The sequence below is a fragment of the Streptomyces asiaticus genome, assembly GCF_018138715.1.
GTDB lineage: Bacteria > Actinomycetota > Actinomycetes > Streptomycetales > Streptomycetaceae > Streptomyces > Streptomyces asiaticus.
Window position 1 is genome coordinate 8,059,064 of sequence record NZ_JAGSHX010000006.1, and the last position, 18,437, is coordinate 8,077,500.

The following is an 18,437-nucleotide window of genomic DNA, read 5'->3' on the forward strand; positions in this document are numbered from 1 at the left end:
CTCCCTCTTGGGAGGGATGTGACGGCCGTGTGTGGTCCCATGGTTGTACGGCCCGCCCGGGCTGCCCTCAGGGTTGGGGCACCTCCTTGCCATTGACGAACACCCGCCGGAAGGTCAGGTCGTCCGTGTGGGTGACGCTGTCGGGGTCGCGGATGCCGGTGAACGCGGAGCGGGAGACGTGCACACCGCGCAGATGGTCCGTCTCCAGGCCCACCAGCCGCAGCACGGTCTGGGCGCCGTCGATCTCCATGCGGTCCAGGTGGATGTTCCGCACGGACACCGGCAGCGTCCCGCCCTCGCCCCCGTTGTAGTCCATGGTCACGAAGGCGATGTCCCGTTCCACGCCCTGCCCGGTGAAGTTCCGGACGTGCACACCGTCGATGGAGCCGCCGCGCTTCTTGTTCGCCTTGACGTACAGCGCGTACTTGACGGGATAACGGCCGGGGAAGTCCGGTGGGTTGATCTCGCAGTCCTCGGCGAAGACGTCACGCACCCCGCCGGACATCTCGCTGCCCACCGTCATCCCGCCCCAGCGGCCGGAGAACCGGCAGTCGCGCACGACGATGTTCCTGCTCGGCACGCCGACCCGGTGGCCGTCCTCGTCCCGGCCGGACTTGACGGCCACGCAGTCGTCGTTGGTGTTGAACCGGCAGCCGGTGATGAGCACATCGGAGCAGCACTCGGGGTCGCAGCCGTCGGTGTTGTAGAGCGTGCTGTCCACGGTGATGTCGCGCACGGTGACGTTGCTGGAGAGCACCGGATGTACGGTCCACATCGGCGGATCGACGATGGTCAGGCCGCTGACCAGGACATTGCGGCAGCGGTAGAACTGCACCATCTTCGGCCGCAGATGGTGGCCGTCGCCGAAGACGCGCCGCGCCACCGGCACCCCCGTGGAGCCCATCTCGCGCAGCAGCTTCTGGTCGTCCCCCTGCGGTCCGCTGTCGCGGTACCAGCTCTCCCACGGCCCGAGCCGCGCCTGCCCGTCGAGGGTGCCGCGGCCGGTGACCGCCACGTCCCGCTCGCCGTACGCGTAGATGAAGGGCGAGTAGTTGTAGGCCTCGGTGCCCTCCCAGCGGGTGAGCACCACCGGCAGGAAGTCGCGCGGATCGGGGCTGAAGGCGATGGTGGCGCCCTCGGTGACATGCAGGTCCACCCGGCTGCGCAGATGGATCGCGCCGGTGAGGAAGCGGCCCTCGGGGACGACGACATGGCCGCCGCCCGCGCGGTGGCAGGCGGCGATGGCGGCCCGGAACGCCGCGGTGTTCATCGTCCGCCCGTCGCCGACCGCGCCGTAGTCGGTGACCCTGAACGTACGCCGGGGGAAGGCGGGCGGCCTGATCCGGGCCAGGATCCCCGGCACCGCGCGCCACGCCCCGGTGTAGGCGGCGGCCGCGCCGGTGTGCGGGGTGGCCGTGCCCGTGTGCGGGGTGGCCGCGTACGCCTGCTCCGGGAGCAGCGCGCCCGCCGCCAGCAGACCGCCGGTGCGCAGCGCCGCGCGGCGGGAAGGTCTCGGATGCATGGCCTGCCTCCTTGGCAACGCTCTAGCTGACGGAGATCCGGTCCAGGTCGGGCGCGGACTCGGTGTCGTTGGCGATCCTGATGGTGTTGGCGCCGGGCTTCAGGGTGACGGGGAGGGTGGTCGTGCGTGGCGTGGTGTTCCCGGTGTCGGTCACCGTGACCGTGGCCGCCGGGCCGCCGTTGACGCTCACCAGGAACGAGCGGGTGCCGTTGACCGTGTAGTCGAGGTGCAGGGTGTGCTCGCCGCCTTCGGGGACGACCACATCGGGGAACACCATGGCCGCCTGCTCGCTGCCGCCGATGTTGCGCACCTTCTCACCCCCGGAGCAGGGCCCGCAGCTGGTGATGCCCGTGCTGCCGAACTGGTTGGCCGAGTCCTCCGCCTCCCGGGCCCACGTCCGGCCGGCGGGCAGGGGCCGCACCCGGACCTGGTCCGAGACCGACTTCTGCCGGCCGAGCAGCGCGTAGTCCGCCGTGACGGGGATGTCGGCCGACCCCGCGTCCTGGCCGGGCGGGGAGGTGACGGTCCAGGTGCCCCGCACCGTCTGGCCGAGCCGCAGCGACCGGGCCGTCACCGGCCCGCCGTCCGCGGTCCAGCCGGCCGGCAGCCGGGGGGCGAGGCTGACGTTGTCGAGCTGCTCGTCGTCGTCCAGCCGGAGCGTGGCCGTGACGGTGAGGGACCGTCGCCCGGGGCCGACCCATTGCAGACCGTGGGGCCGTACGGTGAGCGTGGTCTTGGGGGTGTACGAGGCCGGGGGCAGCGGGGCCACCGCGATCCGGTCAAGACCGGGGCCGCGGCGGGCGGTGCTGAACACCTTCACCGTATTGGCACCGGCCTTGAGCGGCACGGAGACCGCCGTGCTCTCCGGCGCGTCGGGGCTGTCCGCGGCCACGGGCACCTCGATCGGTGCCGCGCCGTTGACACTCACCGACAGGGAGGCGTCGGCCGGGGTGGTGTCATCCAACTGGAGCCGGTAGTCGCCCTGTTCGGGCGCGCGGACGTCGCGGTACGTCACGGAGTTGCGCGGTCCGCCGCCGAGGCCGTCGACGCGCCGGCCACCCGAGCAGGCGCCGCACGCCACGGAGTGGGCCGCGCCCGACGGCCGGTTCTGCCGTGCCTCCGCCTCCAGCGGCAGCGCGGTGCGGGTGGTCTTCGAGCGGCCGTACGCCACCTGGATCTCGTCGATGCGCAGCTGGTCGTAGAACTCCGGCGCCTGCGGACCGCCCCACAGACTGCGCACCTCCAGCTTCAGATAGCGGGCGGTCCGGTCGCCGATGTCGATGGTGCGCACCCCGCGCGCACTGGGCAGTGTGCCCGAGCGCACCTGGGTCCAGCGCTTGCCGTCGCCGCTGGCGTAGACGCGGTAGTCCTTGATGCGCGCGGAGTCCTCGGGGCGGCCGAAGGACGACCGGGCGTGCGTCGGGGACCACTCGCGCTGGTTCACCGCCAGCGCCGTGGCGTGCTTGCGCGCGCCGAGGTCGAGGGTGACGGAGACGGGCAGCTTGCCGTCGCTGTCCCAGTAGGTCTCGTAGTCGCCGTCGGCGAGGTCGGCCGCCGGGTGGCCGGTGCGCGCGGACGTGGCGGTGGCGCCGACACCCGACTGCGGATAGAGGGGCCGTCGGCCGTCCGTCTCGACCTTGAAGACGGTGTCGTACGGATCCCAGTCCTGGATGCCGAGGATCGACAGATGGCCGCCTGACTGGCTGAAGCGCATCGGCTCGCCGGTGCGCAGATCGGTGACCCGGCGCACGGTGTAGCCGTTGTCGCCCAGCCGCACCATGTCGGTCCGGGGCCGGGTGACCACGTGCACATACTGGGTACGGTCGCCGTTCTCGCCCCGGCCCACGGTGACCACGCCGTGGGCGCCGTCGTTCCAGAAGCCGGGCTGCATACCGCCGTACATGTAGCCGCCGCCCTCGACGCCGTACACCGACTCCCGGATGGGCTCGACCCACTTGCCCATGAAATCGTTGAACTCCTCCTGCTGGGGCGGGAGTTTGCCGTTCACCATGGGCGTCTCGGCCATGAGCGACTTGATGGAGGAGCCCGCGTTGGTGATGTAACGGCCGGTGCTGAGGCGGGCGTCGACCTCGTGGTCGCCGCCGTCGTACCACCAGTCGCCGGTGGTCGGCAGCTTGTAGTCGGCCTCGGTCAGCCGGGGCATGGGGACGGTCACCGCGGCGGGGTAGTCGTACGTCGGGGTCATGCCGGTCTTCTGCTCATTGCTGACCGTGTCCATGATCGGCGTGTCTTCGTTGTTGTTGCTCAGCAGCCAGTCCGGACGGCGCTCGCGGATCTTCTCGTAGAGACCGTTCTCCTCCCAGTACTCGTTGTCGTTGTCGATCCAGAACCCCGACAGGTCCGGGTACTTGTCCATGACCTCGAGGAACAGGTCGTAGCTGTACATGCCGAAGCCACGGCGCGTGGTCAGGTCCACCTGCCGGCCCTTGTACTTCGAGTAGGCGGCCGAATCCAGCGTCTCGGTGCCCGACTCGTTGTGCCACTGCGGGTCGTCGGTCATGTAGAGGATGATGTGCACGCCCTTGGCCTTGGCCGCGGCCACGAGCTCGCCGAGCAGATCGCGCTCGGTGGCACAGCTGCCGGGGACCTTCGAGGGCCAGGGGCGGACGTAGCCCAGCCTGCTGTGGAAGGTCGCGAGCACGATGTACGAGGCGCCGAGCTTGCGCGCCTCGTCCACCCAGTAGTCGGCGTTCCAGCCGCCCTCGGTGACATCGCGCTCCCAGGTGGCGCAGTCGCGGTGCTGGGGGTTGGTGAACATGCCCCAGTGCAGGAAGAGCCCGGCGGTGGACTGGCGCAGCCACTCCTGCCGGGGGTGCTGGACCTCGGCCTGGGCGGGGGCGGCCAGGAGGCCGATGGCCAGGGCGAGTACGACCGCCGCGCACAGCGCGCGCCACCGGGAGCGGGTGGCGCGGGCGGCGCGTGCGGCACGCGTCGCAGGGGCGTGGATGGGGCTGGGGCGGAGCGGGATCCTCGGCGTGGGCATGTCCTGTCCTCCGTGAACGTTCCCGTGAGCGTTCACGGAGCACTGTCCGGCCCACCCGGCCGCCGTGTCAATATGTGTGCGAGGTTGGGGTGTTCGGCTGTGGGGTTCCGTTGACGCCCGTCGTCGCCGCGGTGATTATCGAGGAGGCGCGCTTCGGGGATCACCCCCGTGAGCGGTCCCGAGCGCCACGTCGTGACCTACGTCCGAGGGTCGGGAGAGAGGTGGGGCCCGTGCCCACGAGCGCCAGGCCGCGCCGCATCACCATCGAGGATGTGGCGCGCTCGGCCGGGGTGTCCCGGCAGACGGTCTCCCGCGCGGTGAACGACAAACCGGAGATCGACCCCGCCACGCGGCAGCGGGTGCTGCGGGTGGCCCAGTCGATGGGGTACCGGCCCAGCCGGTTCGCCCGTGGCATGGTCGGCCCGCGCCTCACCACGCTGGGCCTGGTCATCGCGGATGTGCTCAACCCCTTCTTCCCCGAGGTGGTTTCCGGTGTGCTGGCGGCGGCCGACGAGCGCGGCTGGCAGGTCGCCGTCTACAGCACCGGGTCCGCCCTGGAACGCGAGACCGCGGTGGCGCGGACCGTGGTGGACCACGTGGACGCGTGTGTCGCCTTCCTGCTCGACCCCGGCGCCATCGAACTCATCCACCGCTCCGGCATGCCCTTCGTCCTGCTCGACAACGAGCACCGGCCGCCGGGTGTGAGCGGCGGGCGGATCGACTTCGCCACCGGGATGCGGCATGCGGTCGGCCACCTCGTCGAGCGCGGCCACCGGCGGATCGCGATGCTCGACGACCGCGGCCGCCCGGACGCCGGCGGCCACGGCACCCGCCACTCGCTGTTCCTCGGCGCCGCCGCCGAACACGGGCTGCCCGCCGACGAGGGGTGGGTGTTCCCGGCGGCCAACTCCCTCGAGGGCGGGGCGGCGGCCATGGACGACGTGCTGGCCGACGGCTTCGGGGCGACGGCGGTGCTCGCCTACAACGACCTGATCGCCATCGGCGCCATGCGCCGCGCCCGCGACCACGGAGTGCGGGTGCCGGAGGACTGCGCGTTCGTCGGGTGCGACGGGCTGACGCTGAGCCGGCTCGTGGACCCGCCGCTGACCACCCTGACGGTCGACAAGGAACTCCTCGGCCGCGCCGCGGTGCGGCAGGTCGCCGCGCAGATGACCGGCGCCGCAACGGGGGAGACGGTGATCGTGCCACGCCTGGTGGTACGCGCGTCCTCCTGACGCGGTGGGTGCTCGGGCTCCGTACCGACGACGATCCGTTTAGTTGTGTTTGTATAATGATTATGGCAACACAATTAAACGGAGGCCCTTCATGCCGGAACTCGCTCCTCGGCAACGATGGCTCGTGCTGGCCATCTGCTGCATGAGCCTGCTGATCGTCAGTCTCGACAACACGATCCTGAACGTCGCCCTGCCCTCCATCCAACGCGACCTGCACACATCGGTGTCCGGGCTGCAATGGACGGTCGACGCGTACACGCTGGTGCTGGCGAGCCTGCTGATGCTCTCCGGTTCGACCGCCGACCGGGTGGGGCGGCGCCGCACGTTTCAGGCCGGGCTGGTGATCTTCACCGCGGCCTCGCTGCTGTGCAGCCTGGCTCCCGGGCTCGGCTGGCTGGTCGTCGCGCGGATGCTTCAGGCGGTCGGGGGTTCGATGCTGAACCCCGTCGCCATGTCGATCATCAGCAACACCTTCACGGACCCCCGGGAGCGCGCCCGCGCCATCGGTATGTGGAGCGGTGTCGTGGGCATCAGCATGGCCGCCGGGCCGATCATCGGGGGTGTGCTGGTGGAGTCGGCCGGGTGGCGGTCGATCTTCTGGCTCAACGCGCCCATCGGACTTGCCGCGCTCTTCCTGACCCGCAGGTATGTGCCGGAGTCGCGGGCGCCGCGGGCTCGCCGGGTGGACCCGGTCGGGCAGGCGCTCGTCATCGGGCTGCTCGTCGCGCTGACGTACGCGATCATCGAGTCGCCGAACCTGGGCTGGACCTCTCCCGTGGTCGCCGGGTGCGCGGCCGCGGCGCTGTGCGCGCTGCTGGGGTTGCTGTGGTACGAACCGAGGCGCGCCGACCCGCTTATCGACCTGCGGTTCTTCCGTTCCGCGCCGTTCTCGGGCGCCACCGTGATCGCGGTGGCCGCGTTCGCCGGTCTGGGTGGTTTCCTGTTCGTGAGCTCTCTGTACCTCCAGGATGTGCGGCGGCTCGATCCGCTGCACGCCGGGTTGTTCATGCTGCCCATGGCGGTCATGGCGCTGCTGACCGCACCCGTGTCCGGCCGCATGGTGGCCTCGCGGGGGCCGCGTACTCCGCTGCTGCTCGCCGGGGCGGCGCTGTGCGCGAGCGCCGTGCTCCAGGCGCTCACCTACTCCGAGCACCTTCCGGTGGCTCTGCTGGTCGTCGCGTATCTGCTCTTCGGCACCGGCTTCGGGCTGGTCAACGCGCCCATCACCAACACCGCCGTCTCGGGGATGCCCCGTGCGCAGGCAGGTGTCGCGGCCGCGGTGGCCTCCACCAGCCGGCAGACCGGGCAGTCCCTCGGCGTGGCCGTCATCGGTGCTCTGATGGCCGGGGGAGTGCACGCGGACGCGGCGGCGTTCACGGACGCGGCACGGACGGCATGGTGGATCATCGCCGGCTGCGGCGCCGCGGTGCTGGTCATGGGTACGCTCACTTCCGGCCGCTGGGCCCGGGCAACGGCTCAGCGCACGGCGAAGCGGCTCGCCGCCGAGGAGACCAAGGAGACAGTGAACGTCTGATGGAGCGCCCAATGGACAACGAGCCGCACGAGGGGGACGAGCGGGACGACGAGACCACCAGGACGGCGGCCCGGGCCTGGCTGGGGCTGAACACGCTCCTGATGGAGCGCTACAACCGCCGCAAGGCGGTCGCGGAGAGCCTCGGCATGAGCTTCAGCCGCGTCAGGGCGCTGCGCCGGCTCGCCGCCGGTCCGATCACCCTGCGCGAACTGGCCGAGTGGCTGGGCGCCGACCCGCCCTACACCTCCGTCATCGTCGACGATCTCGTACGGCGCGGCCTCGCCGAACGCATCACCAACCCGGCCGACCGCCGGTCCAAGCTGGTCCATCTCACCGAGGACGGCCGGGCGCTGGCCGCCCGCGCCATCGCGATCCTCACCACCCCGCCCGACGCCCTGCTCGCCCTGCCGCTCGAGGACATCCAGGCGCTCGATCGGGTGGTGGCCAAGCTCCTCGACTGAACGAGGAGCGTGGTCCGCGTGGCCGAACTCGTCTGGCGGGCGGGAAGGATTTGGTACTCGAGGGCCAGGCAGCGATGGGGCCGCCCGAGGTGGGGGCGCAGGTGCCGCCGGCGGAGGGCCGGGTCGTACCTTGGTGGCGCTGGAGCGCCCGGCGACCGCCGGAAGCTCGGCGCTCGCGGTGGTCGTGGCCAGAACGGCGCGTGAGCGTCAGGAATTCATGGCGGCTCGGTCGGACTCACTGCGCAGAAGGCAGAATTCGTTGCCTTCGGGATCAGCGAGGATTGCCCAGCCTGAACCATCGGGATTCCGGTGATCAGTGACAAAGGTGGCACCGAGGCCCAGCAGCCGGTCCACCTCCTGATCGCGCGAGGTCTCAGGGCGCAGACACAGATGGATCCGGCTCGTCAATCGCCACGTTCTGCAATACCGAGACCATGCACGCGAGCCTTCCTGATCTCCATGCCAATCGCCACCGAGTTGCGCTCATCCTTCGCGCAGACAGCTTAGGCGCCTGGAAGCCGGGCCTGTTACGGCTCTGTACTGCTGAAGAAGCACGGCGGCATTGCGGCGTACGGTGGCAGCGTGGCAAACGAACACCTGGGGCGGACACTGCGCCGCTTGCGCCGCCTGGCCGCCCTGACGCAAGAAGAACTGGCTGAGCGTTCCGTCGTGTCCGTCGATGTGATCCGTCAGCTCGAACAGGGGCGGAAGCACTCAGCACGCCTCCCCACACTGCACGCGCTGGCGAACGGCCTCGGCGTGGAGCTGACCACGCTCCTGGGTGACCCTCCTGCGGTCTCCTCGACAGGCGAGAACGATGGGCCGCGCTTCGTGGCCGTGCGCCGCGCCATCATGCCCGCGCTCTGGGGACCGGAGCCGGAGCCGCCCAGGCCCGATTTCTCGTTGGACCGGCTGCGCGAGCAGATCGCGGACGGTTGGACGCAGTATCACGCCGCAGAGTTCGACACGGTGATGAAGGCATTGCCGGAATTGATCTCGGATGCGCGCACCGCCACGGCCTCGGGCGACGACGCCGACCGCGGGGCGGGTTTCGCGGCTCTGGGCAAGACGCTTCAGCTCGCGGGGCATGTCGCCGTGCGGATGGGCAAGACGGACCTTGCCCTGACGAGCCTGGAGCGCGCGGTAGACGCAGCGGGACAGTCCTCCGATCCGTTGCTTCTGCCAATGATCGTCAACTCCATGGCATGGACCTACCAGCGGCAGGGACGACTGGAAGATGCGTTGGGCATTGCGCTCCGAGCCGCCGACGACATGACGAACGCTGCCCACACCGGGACGGCTGACGGCCTGAAGGTGTGGGGAGCGTTGACCATGAGTGCCGCCACGTCGGCCGCGAGGAGTGGCGACTATGAGCGCGCGGCGGTGATGATGGAGACGGCAGAGAAGGAAGCCGCCCGGGTCTCGAAGCTGTCCGACAGCGGTGACAACCGCATGGTCAGCGTCTTCAGCCCATCGTCGGTCCGGATCGAACGTGTCCGCCTTGCTGTCCAGTATGGGCACCCCGAAGACGCCTTGAAGCTGGCCAAGGGCATGCGGTTGTCGAAGGACACCCCGCCGTCCTGGCGGACGTGGCTGCTGCTGGACGTAGCCCGAGCCCACACGGACGTAGGAGACGCGGCCGGAGCCGTGAATACCCTGGAGTCCCTGCGCCGGGTGGCGCCGACGTGGATGCAGCACCACACGTTGGCCGTGGCCATCGTGCGTGACCTGTGGGCGTTGCCCAACCACCCGCCGGGGCTGCGCCCACTGGCGGAGTTTCTGGGGGTTGGCGAATAGCGTCCTGAAACTAGGACGTTGCGCCCCTGTCACCCTTCTTTGCGCGTCGCTTACATAAGTGGTCACTGCCCCGCAGCCTTGTGAACAGACGGGGCTGCGGTCGACCCGAAAGAGCAATTGACGTGCCAAAATTCACGGACGCGCGGTCACGAAAGCAGCCTCGACAATGTCTGCCGCTCACCATAGCCCGCCCTACTGGGCACCCCGGCTACAGCGAGACCCTGCCGCGTGAACCAGAGAGCGCGGTCACAGCCCGGCGTCTGGTACGCGTCGCCTTCGCAGCATGGCGCCTGGAAGAACTGGCCGAGGTCGCGGCTTTAATCGCCTCCGAGCTGGTGACCAACGCCGTGAAGCACGCCCAGAGTAATTACATCCGGGTCACGGTCACCCGGCCGGAGGCAACGCGGGTGCGCATCGGGGTGGTGGACAAATCGAAGAGACACCCGGTGCCTCGGGAGTCGAGCGCGGAGGACGAAAGCGGGCGCGGCCTCGGGCTCGTGGCCGCGCTGGCCGAGGACTGGGGCACCGATCCGCTGCCGTGGGGCAAGCGGGTGTGGGCAGAGCTGCACGGGAAGGAAAACGGATGACCGGCGAACGGAAGTGTCGGATGGACAACTTGAGTGGCCGCATATCGGGCCAGGGCAGTGGACCTCCTGGCAGCCCGAGCGTCTGACGGTGCTGGAGCCGTGCGAGCAGATGCGGGAACGGCTGTAGACACGCGGGAAGCCCCGGCTCGGTGGTGTTCACCGGCCGGGGCTTCGCCGTCGGTACAGCCTGGATCCGGTCAGTCCAGGCCGTGGCCGCGGGCGTAGCGGATGGCCGCGACGCGGTCGCGGGAGCCGGTCTTGGTGAAGACCCGGTTGATGTGGGTCTTCACGGTGTTGCCGCTGAGGAAGAGGGTGGCGGCGATCTCCGCGTTGGTCATACCGCGTGCCATCAGCGTGAGGATCTCCGCTTCACGACGGGTGAGGCCGTCCGGGAGCGGCCGGCCGGCGGTGTCGGGCTCCGGGGGAGGGGCGGTGGGAGCGCTCGCCGCGGCGAGCAGGGTGGCCTGGACCCTGGGGTCGAGGACGGAGAGCCCCGCGACGGCGCTGTGCAGGGTACGGGCGATGTGCAGGCGGTCCGCGTCCTTGGTGAGGTAGGCGCGCGCCCCGGCCCGGAGCGTCTCCAGGACGGAGGTGTCGTCGGCGTAGGTGGTCAGGACGACGACGGCGACCTCGGGGTGTTCGGCGGTGAGTCGGCGGGTGACCTCGGTGCCGTCGAGCACCGGCATGTGCAGGTCGAGCAGGATCGCGTCCGGGTGGTGCTCGGCGACCTGGTCGAGCGCCTGTTGTCCGTTGGCCGCGGAACCCACGACGTCGATGTCCGGCAGCAGGTCGAGCATGAGGACCAGCCCCTCCCGGACGCTGGCCTGGTCGTCGGCGACCACGATCCGCAGCGGCCGGGTGTCCTGGGCGCTCATCGCGGCACCTCGGCCCGGACGCGCCACTGTCCGTCCCGTACGCCCGCGTCGAGCGTCCCGCCCAGCAGCAGGAGGCGCTCGCGCATCCCGGTGAGGCCGTAGCCGCCGTCGACGGTGGCGAACGCGGGTGCTCGCCGAGGGGACGGTGGCGCGCCGAGCGGGTTGTCGACGGTGAGCGTCACGTGTTCGTCCTCATAGGTCAGGGCGACCTCCACCGGCTGGGCGGGGGCGTGTTTGGCGGCGTTGGTCAGGGCTTCCTGCGCGGTACGGAAGAGGGGGAGCGCCTGGTCGGCCGGGAGCGGGGAGGGCTCGCCCTCGACCCTGAGCCGTACCGGAACGCCGTGCCGCTGCCGGTGGGTGTCCGCCATCGTGGCCAGTTCCTCGTCGAGTGGCGCGAGGTCGGAGCGCAGGGCGTGCACCGCGCGGCGCGTTTCGGCGAGCCCGTCGGCGGTCAGCCGCCTCGCTCCGTCGAGTACGGTGACCGCCCGGTCGACGTCCCGGTGATCGGTCAACAGGGCACTGGCGGCCTGGATCTGGATGCTCAGGGCGCCCAGCGAATGGGCCAGTACGTCATGGATCTCGCGGGCGATCCGGGCGCGTTCGTCCAGTACGGCCACCCGGCGCTGCTCCGCGCGGAGCAGCTCGCTCTGGGCGAGCATGGCGGCCGATTGCTCGGCGCGTATCCGGTAGGCACGCCGGTTGTGGCCTGCGACCAGGACCAGGGCCACCAGCATCGGATAGCCCACCGCGAACCCGCGGCTCGCCCCGGCGACCAGGACCCCGGTCTCCAGGGCCACCACCGTGCAGCCCGCCACGGCCCAGCCCAGCGGGAGGCTCAGCTCGGTGCCCAGGTGCATGACGGCGATCAGCGAGAGGCCGATGAGCGCTCCGGCGTGCGGGAAGGCGCTGGCGTAGCCGGAGAGGGCGGCGGCGGCCCCGAGCAGGATCCGCATCCGCGGCGCGCGCCTCGCGGCCTCGTCTCCGAGGGCGTGGGTGAGCTCCCACCACAGCAGCGCCAGGCCGCCCAGCGCGTACGTGACGATGGCCAGGGTCACCGCCCCGGCCCCGGCCGGAGGGTCCGTGAAGGTGTGCAGGCCGATGAAGACGTACGCGCCGGCCCTCATCAGCCATGACACCGTACGCAGCACGGATGCAGGATAGCGACCCGCGGACCGCTCGGCCGCGGCGCCGGGGTGTACCGCGTCATGGGCCGGGGGCGCCGCTCCTTCGCCGGTCCGTGTGGGCGCCGTGTGCGCGCTGCCCGCCGGGTGCCGTCCGGTCATCGCCGTCCCCGGCGTCCCCGGCGGCCCTGGTCGCGTAGCGGGTCACGCGTCGGCCGGTGGTACGACGCCGTGGGGCGGGGGTGGCGCGTGGGCGGCTCCGCGCCGGGCGCCGACGGGTCGCCCGCCCCGCCCAGCAGTCCCGCCAGTGCGCCCCGCACATCGAAGGGGCGGCCGTCCTTCTCCGGGGCGAACGGCACACCGCTGGCGAGGGCGCGCGGTGTGACGACGGCGGCCTGGCCGAGCCGGTTGAGGCCGAGCAGCATCAGGATGGGCGCCGAGGAGCCCGCCACGGGAGCGTGCAGCGCCACGGCGACGACCGTCATCACGCCCCGCGAGACCACCAGCGCGAGCCACAGCCAGAGTCCGTACACCGGCATCCGCGCCCACAGCACCCCGTCGCGCGGCTCCAACCGCAGCAGCGCGCCCTGGGCGGTGCCGATTCCGGTCGCGATCACCGCGCTGATCAGGAGGCATGCGAGATCGGTCGTGGTGAGGTGGCGGCCGTCCTTGCCGAGGCCGGCGAAACCGACGACGGCGAGGATCGCGGGAAGCAGGATCAGCCGCTTGCCGCGCAGCGGCTCGCCGCGTAGCTGACGTGCGATGACGAAGATCACGACGGCGATCGCGGCCAGCACTTGCAGCACGTTCACTGGAGGACTCCCGTCGGCGCCGCTTCGGTCGCGTGCGCCCGTTGACTCGCCCCGAGGCTAGGAAGGCGAGCGGGGCACCGCGTCACCCCGAGCGGTGACCTCCGGGGTGATCCGCGGGGTGACAACGGTGCTGAGGGCCGGTACCACCGGGCGGCCGGAGCGATCACCCCGGAGGTCACCCCCTGCTACGGCGCGCGGGAACGCGTACCGGCACGACCCTGAGCGAGCCGAATCCCCGGCACACCGTCCACCGAGAGGCTCGCCAACCCATGTCCACCATCGGTCAAGCCATGATCATCAACGGTGCGGTCCTGATCGCCGTCCTGGAGGCGGACCTCGGGCCCCACCGCAAGATCGGGAAGCTGCGCATCCTGCGGCCGCTGCTGATGACCGCCGCGATCGTCCCCCTCTTCATCAAGAGCCCGGCCACCCATGGCTCGGGCCTGGCGCTCGAACTCGCCGCCGTCGTCGCGGGGTTGGCCGTCGGCCTGCTGGCGACGACCCTCACCACGGTCTACACCAGCCCCACGACCGGCAAGCCGGTCAGCCGCGCGGGCTTCGCCTATGCGGCGCTGTGGATCGTCGTGATCGGCGCACGGGCCGCGTTCTCGTACGGATCGGAGCACTGGTTCGCCCAGCGGCTGGGCCGTTGGATGGCCGACCACCAGGTGACGCCCGCGGCCCTCACCGACGCGCTGCTGCTGATGGCCGTGGCGATGACGCTCACCCGCACCATCGGCCTCGCCACCCGAGCGGCCACCGCGGGCCGCCGGGTGCCTGCCGCCGGACCCGCGGCCGAGTAGCGGTGGCGTGCGGCGTCCGACCCTCCGGACGGCATCCCGGCCGAAGCCGGGAAAAACGAGACCACAATGAGGTTCGCCTTGTTCCGTCTCGTCGAATCGGAGAGAAATGCGGCCCGGACAGTACGAAGAAGTGACAGACGCCGCGGAGCTCGCGGCGCGGCTGCGGCATGTCTTCTGGATCGGTGGCGGAAGTGGCGCGGGCAAGTCGACCGTCGCCCGCCGGCTCGCCGACCGCCACGGGTGGCGGCTCTACGCGACCGACGATGTGATGCGGGACCACGCCGACCGGGCCACCCCCGAAGAGGCCCCGTTTCTGCATGAGTTCATCGCCATGGACATGGACGAGCGATGGGTGAACCGGTCTCCGGAGGTCATGCTCGAGACGTTCCACTGGTTTCGGGGCGAGGGCTTCGGCCTGATCGTCGAAGACCTCCTCCGTCTGCCGCCGGAGCATGGCGTCATCGTCGAGGGCTTCCGGCTGCTCCCGCACCTCGTGAAGCCGCTGCTCGACGCCCCTCGGCGCGCGGTCTGGCTTCTTCCCACACCCGATTTCCGCCAGGCCGCCATCCGGAGTCGGTCGGTGCCGGGGGAGGGGTTCGTGTGGAGGACCAGCGATCCGGTGAGGGCCGGCCGCAACCTCGCCGAACGGGATCGCATGTTCACCACGCGCCTCGGGGAGGAGGCCGAGCGCCTTCGACTGCACACCATCGAAGTCGACACCACGATGACGGAAGACGCTCTCACCGAGCGGGTGGCCAGGGCGTTCCGGCTCTGACGCGACGACTCCCGTAGCCGCCCCGCCCCGGGCTCACTTGACGAAGACCGCCCGCGCGATCTCATCGGGCGCGGCGCTCGTCCCGGCGAGCAGCTCCCCGTCCGCGGACCAGATGCCCGAACGGCCGGACGTGCGGTCGAAGCCGCCACCGGTCGGACCCGCGAAGGCCGCCGTGGCGACCCACACACCGTGGTCGGCGGCGACCCGGCGGGCGCGTTCGCCGTGCAGCCCGGCCTCGTGGTCGGCGTGGACAACGCCGGCCACATAGCCGTCGATCCCCAGCGCCGCCGTCTTCGCGGCGTGCTCGGGGAGACCGGTGTCGCGGCAGACGGCGAGCCCCAGCCGCCACTCGTCCACATCGATCACGGCGGGCTCCCCGGGCACGAAGTGGATGGCCTCACTGCGGTGCAGGTGGACCTTGCCGTAGACCACCCGTGCGCCCTCTGCGTCCAACGCCAGGATGCCGATGCGCGGACCCGCCACCGGCGCGCCGACCAGGGCGAGTGTCCCGGTCTCGGCGCACGCGGCGACGATCGGGGCCAGCCGGTCGTCGTCCGGGGCGACCGGCGTCGCGTCCAGTTCGTATCCCGTCAGCGACATCTCGGGGAAGACCACCACCCGCGCGGCCGCCGCCCGAACGGCCTCCGCGTGGGCCACCGCGTTCGCCGCCACGTCATGAGCGGCGCTCCTCGGCTGCGCCACCGCGATGCTCAACGGCTGTGCCACCACCCTGAACTCCCCTCGCCGAGTCGTGCGAGCAGCCTATCCAAGCCTGCACCGCGGACATCGCCGGAGCTTGGCGGAGGCCCCGCGTCGGCAGGCCGATCTCATGGTTCGGCCTGCCGGCGCGGGGCCCCGCACCCCGAAGCTCAGGCGGACGTGGCGGGCGAGGAGGCGGTCGGGGCCGTGTCGGTTCGGGGCTGTCGGCCGTCCTCCGCCGCGCTCGGGGCAGACGGCCCGCCGTCGCGTTCCTCCGGCAGTTTCAGCATCAGGGTCAGGACGAGTGCGACCAGGTAGAGGGCGAGGAAGATCAGCGTGACTCCGCCGGCGCCGACGACGGGGAGGAAGAGGCTGGCGATGGCCGGGCCGACGAAGGCCGCGCCGCCCGCGCCCAGGTTGAGCAGGGCCATGGAGCCGCCCTTGTTCTCGGGCGCCATCGACGGGATGAGGGCCGAGATGGGCACGAATCCCGCGAGGGTCGCGCCGTAGAACATGCCCGCGAGCACCGCGACCCAGTAGTAGTCCGGGCCGAGCCAGGTCGGTACGAAGTACAGCGTCGTGACGCTGATCGCGCAGCCCAGCGCGCCGAAACCGGCGATGGTCGTGCGCCAGCCGATGCGGTCGGAGAGGACGCCGAAGATCAGGTTGAAGAAGATGTTCGTGCCGTAGATGATCGCCAGCAGCTGGAGCCATTTGTCCTCGCCGAAGCCGACGTCGTCGGAGAAGATCCGCGGCAGGTACACCAGCATCCCGAACTCCGGGGCCGTGTTGATGATCCGGACCAGGCAGCCCACCAGCACGCGCGGATGGGTCCAGATGATGGAGACGGAGTTGAGCAGGCTCTCGCCGGTGGTGACCTCCGGCGGTGCCATCCGGTCGCCACCGGGCCTCCTGCGGGCGCCGACCAGGGCGATGGCGCCGCCGATGAGGATCAGGACGAGTGCCGACCACAGTGTGCCGAGGCGGCCGAACGAGGGGATCGTCAGGCTGGACCACAGCGAGCCGAGGGTGGGCAGACCGCCCGTGAAGGCGAAGTAGAACCAGCCCACCGCGGTGCCCAGCCGGGCCTTCGGCGCCGTGTTGGTGATCCATACGAGGAAGCCGAACGCGAAGAGCGGATAGCCGAAGCCCCGGATGCCGTAGAAGATCAGCATCATCGGGTAGTTCTCGGTGCCCAGCGCGAAGAGCAGGTACGCGGCGTCGAAGACGGCCCAGATCGCCAGGCCCGTCCACATCACCCGGCGCGGCCCCCACACCTGGCAGAGCGCGCCGGAGAACCACGACGCCAGCATGACGGCGATGCCGTAGACCGTGATGACGTACCCGGCCCGTACGTCCGTCGCCGCGCCGTGATCGGCCATGTACGGAGCGATGAAGCCGGATTCGACGCCGTCGCCGATCATGAACAGCAGTACGCCCAGATAGCCCAGGATCAAGGGTTTAGGCATCGCTTCCTCCACTCTGCGGGGATGACGGAGTACGACCGCAGATACTCAAGCGAGCCGAGAGAAATATCAAGGGGTCTGGTAAGAATAACGAGATTCGATGGTAACTACTCGGTCTCGACGACTCTCACATCCGTCAGCTCCCGCATCTCCCGGAGCAGCTCCTCGTCCACCGGGCCGGTCAGCAGGACGTGGTCGAAGGAGTCCACGCTCTCCAGCCGGTGCAGGGCGCGACGGCCCACCTTGCTGTGGTCCATGAGCAGCACGCTCGTGGCGCCCGCCTGCCGGGTCGCCCGCTTGATGCCGACGATCTCCTGCTCCTGGTGGAAGGTCATGCCCGCGGTGATCCCGGAGGTGGAGAGCACGCTCAGATCGACGGAGATGCCGCTGATCATGTCCATCGCCGGCAGGCCGATCCATGAGTCATGGGTGCGCGAGTACTCGCCGCCCACGCAGATCAGCCGGATGCCCTCGGCGCTTCTCAGCTCCTCCGTGATCAGGCGGTAGTTGGTCACCACGGTCAGCGGTCCCACCTCGGGCAACAGCCGCGCCAGGGCCAGCGCCGAGGTCGAGTCGTCCAGCATCACCGACATCCCCGGGGTCACGAACCGCAGGGCGGCGCGGGCCAGCGCCCGCTTCTCGTCGGTGTGCGAGTGCAGCCGGAAGTCCGAACTGGACTCGAAGACCATCGAGGGCTGTGCGGAGACGCCACCGTGGTACTTGCGCAGGATGCCGCGGTCCGCCAGCTCGGCGATGTCCCGGTGGACCGTCATCAGGCTGACGCCGGTCAGCTCGACCAGTTCGGACACCGTGGCGTCCCCCTGGGCCAGAACGTGGTCGACGATCAGCTGCTGCCGCTGTTGCCGCGCACCGCGCGACGCCGGGGGAGTAGTCATGCCCTCCATCCTGCCGGGTTTATTTCTCACATAGAACCAGTGACAACTCACGCTGTGGCTGTTAATTTCGCTGTGACGAACCCCGCCGGGTGCCACCACCCGGGGGACGCCGCCGGGCGCACGGACATCCCCGTGCCCCGCCAGTCAGACATTCATCAGCCGGGAGATCAGGGGTACGCATGGCCGACGCAGTGGTCTTCGACATGGACGGCGTGCTCGTCGAGAGCGAGCACCTGTGGGAGGAGCTGTGGGCCGCCTACGCCGCCGAACGCGGCCGCACCTGGGGCCCGGAGCAGACGCGCGACGTCCAGGGGATGAGCGCCCCCGAGTGGGCCGCCTACCTCACCCGGTTCTGCGGGGCGGGTGACGCCGCCACCACCACCGAGCAGGCCGTCGTCGACGGCATGGTCCAGGCCCTGGCCGACGGCCGCATCGGCCTGCTGCCCGGGGCCCGCGAGATGATCACCGCCACCGCCGAGCTCGCCCCCGTGGCGCTTGCCTCCTCCGCGCCGCGCCGGGTGATCGACGCCGTTCTCGTCCACCACGGCGTCGACCACCACTTCAAGGCGACCGTCTCCAGCGCCGAGGTGGACCGCGGCAAGCCGAGCCCGGACGTCTATCTGGCCGCCGCGCGCGCCCTCGGCGTGGCCCCGGAGCGCTGTCTGGCGGTGGAGGACTCCAGCAACGGGCTGCGCGCCGCCGCGGCCGCCGGGATGACCGTCGTGGCCATCCCGAATCCGCAGTACCCACCCGCCGAGGACGCCCTGGCCGGCGCCGCTTACCGTTCTTCGGACCACCATGCCGTACGTGACTTCCTGCTCAGCAGGCTCGACCCCCGAGGGGAGTGACC

Annotated in this window: 16 protein-coding genes and 1 pseudogene; 8 read left to right on the forward strand and 9 right to left on the reverse strand. The window is 70.7% G+C overall.

Annotated features, from left to right (window positions below; translation table 11 throughout):
- Positions 1 to 67 precede the first annotated feature (67 nt).
- Together KHP12_RS42360 and KHP12_RS42365 are read right to left on the reverse strand one after the other, a co-directional pair.
- Positions 68 to 1,522 carry a glycoside hydrolase family 28 protein gene (locus KHP12_RS42360; RefSeq protein WP_211834434.1) on the reverse strand — a complete coding sequence of 485 codons (1,455 nt, stop codon included), beginning with the start codon at positions 1,520 to 1,522 and terminating at the stop codon, positions 68 to 70.
- A gap of 22 nt (positions 1,523 to 1,544) precedes the next feature.
- Entirely contained in the window at positions 1,545 to 4,526 is a 2,982-nt protein-coding gene (locus tag KHP12_RS42365) for an alpha-L-fucosidase (RefSeq protein ID WP_211834436.1), read from the reverse strand.
- 230 nt (positions 4,527 to 4,756) lie between these two features.
- Between KHP12_RS42365 and KHP12_RS42370 the strand changes: the two genes are divergently transcribed.
- The 3 genes from KHP12_RS42370 (at position 4,757) to KHP12_RS42380 (ending at position 7,756) form a co-directional block, all read left to right on the forward strand.
- Positions 4,757 to 5,761, forward strand: a complete 1,005-nt coding sequence (locus KHP12_RS42370; protein WP_211834441.1) for a LacI family DNA-binding transcriptional regulator — start codon at positions 4,757 to 4,759, stop codon at positions 5,759 to 5,761.
- 91 nt (positions 5,762 to 5,852) lie between these two features.
- Positions 5,853 to 7,295 carry an MFS transporter gene (locus tag KHP12_RS42375; protein ID WP_211834442.1) on the forward strand — a complete coding sequence of 481 codons (1,443 nt, stop codon included), beginning with the start codon at positions 5,853 to 5,855 and terminating at the stop codon, positions 7,293 to 7,295.
- Between the two features lie 11 nt (positions 7,296 to 7,306).
- A complete protein-coding gene (locus tag KHP12_RS42380; protein WP_244202587.1) occupies positions 7,307 to 7,756 on the forward strand; it encodes a MarR family winged helix-turn-helix transcriptional regulator in 450 nt (149 codons plus the stop codon).
- 207 nt (positions 7,757 to 7,963) lie between these two features.
- On the opposite strand, the pseudogene KHP12_RS42385 reads toward KHP12_RS42380, so the two are convergent.
- A pseudogene (locus KHP12_RS42385) lies at positions 7,964 to 8,164 on the reverse strand (VOC family protein); the annotation flags it as partial.
- A gap of 174 nt (positions 8,165 to 8,338) precedes the next feature.
- Here KHP12_RS42385 and KHP12_RS42390 point away from each other — a divergent pair.
- Both KHP12_RS42390 and KHP12_RS42395 read left to right on the forward strand, forming a co-directional pair.
- On the forward strand, positions 8,339 to 9,553 hold the full coding sequence (locus tag KHP12_RS42390) for a helix-turn-helix domain-containing protein (RefSeq protein ID WP_086880324.1): 1,215 nt from the start codon (positions 8,339 to 8,341) through the stop codon (positions 9,551 to 9,553).
- Positions 9,554 to 9,675: 122 nt separating this feature from the next.
- Positions 9,676 to 10,140, forward strand: a complete 465-nt coding sequence (locus KHP12_RS42395; protein WP_372455267.1) for an ATP-binding protein — start codon at positions 9,676 to 9,678, stop codon at positions 10,138 to 10,140.
- A 197-nt stretch (positions 10,141 to 10,337) separates the two neighbouring features.
- Here the strand turns inward: KHP12_RS42395 and KHP12_RS42400 are convergent, their stop codons facing one another.
- The 3 genes from KHP12_RS42400 to KHP12_RS42410 form a co-directional block, all read right to left on the reverse strand.
- Positions 10,338 to 11,015 carry a response regulator transcription factor gene (locus KHP12_RS42400; RefSeq protein WP_211834444.1) on the reverse strand — a complete coding sequence of 226 codons (678 nt, stop codon included), beginning with the start codon at positions 11,013 to 11,015 and terminating at the stop codon, positions 10,338 to 10,340.
- On the reverse strand, positions 11,012 to 12,163 hold the full coding sequence (locus KHP12_RS42405) for a sensor histidine kinase (protein ID WP_210609046.1): 1,152 nt from the start codon (positions 12,161 to 12,163) through the stop codon (positions 11,012 to 11,014). The genes KHP12_RS42400 and KHP12_RS42405 overlap by 4 nt, the downstream gene beginning before the upstream one ends.
- A gap of 131 nt (positions 12,164 to 12,294) precedes the next feature.
- Positions 12,295 to 12,948: a hypothetical protein gene (locus KHP12_RS42410; protein ID WP_086880457.1), complete on the reverse strand. Its 654-nt coding sequence runs from the start codon at positions 12,946 to 12,948 to the stop codon at positions 12,295 to 12,297.
- Positions 12,949 to 13,238: 290 nt separating this feature from the next.
- Between KHP12_RS42410 and KHP12_RS42415 the strand changes: the two genes are divergently transcribed.
- On the forward strand, positions 13,239 to 13,751 hold the full coding sequence (locus KHP12_RS42415) for a hypothetical protein (protein ID WP_143677873.1): 513 nt from the start codon (positions 13,239 to 13,241) through the stop codon (positions 13,749 to 13,751).
- 130 nt (positions 13,752 to 13,881) lie between these two features.
- Positions 13,882 to 14,526: an AAA family ATPase gene (locus KHP12_RS42420; protein ID WP_244202603.1), complete on the forward strand. Its 645-nt coding sequence runs from the start codon at positions 13,882 to 13,884 to the stop codon at positions 14,524 to 14,526.
- Positions 14,527 to 14,559: 33 nt separating this feature from the next.
- Here KHP12_RS42420 and KHP12_RS42425 read toward each other — a convergent pair whose 3' ends face one another.
- The 3 genes from KHP12_RS42425 to KHP12_RS42435 form a co-directional block, all read right to left on the reverse strand.
- Positions 14,560 to 15,252, reverse strand: a complete 693-nt coding sequence (locus KHP12_RS42425) for a carbon-nitrogen hydrolase family protein (protein ID WP_086880458.1) — start codon at positions 15,250 to 15,252, stop codon at positions 14,560 to 14,562.
- 143 nt (positions 15,253 to 15,395) lie between these two features.
- The gene (locus tag KHP12_RS42430) at positions 15,396 to 16,694 is read right to left on the reverse strand and encodes an MFS transporter (protein ID WP_086880454.1); all 1,299 of its coding nucleotides are present in this window, start codon (positions 16,692 to 16,694) and stop codon (positions 15,396 to 15,398) included.
- A 104-nt stretch (positions 16,695 to 16,798) separates the two neighbouring features.
- Positions 16,799 to 17,587: a DeoR/GlpR family DNA-binding transcription regulator gene (locus KHP12_RS42435; protein WP_037946504.1), complete on the reverse strand. Its 789-nt coding sequence runs from the start codon at positions 17,585 to 17,587 to the stop codon at positions 16,799 to 16,801.
- A 179-nt stretch (positions 17,588 to 17,766) separates the two neighbouring features.
- On the opposite strand from KHP12_RS42435, the gene KHP12_RS42440 reads away from it, so the two are divergent.
- Positions 17,767 to 18,435, forward strand: coding sequence for an HAD family hydrolase (locus KHP12_RS42440; protein ID WP_086880453.1), 669 nt, complete (start codon positions 17,767 to 17,769; stop codon positions 18,433 to 18,435).
- Positions 18,436 to 18,437 lie beyond the last annotated feature (2 nt).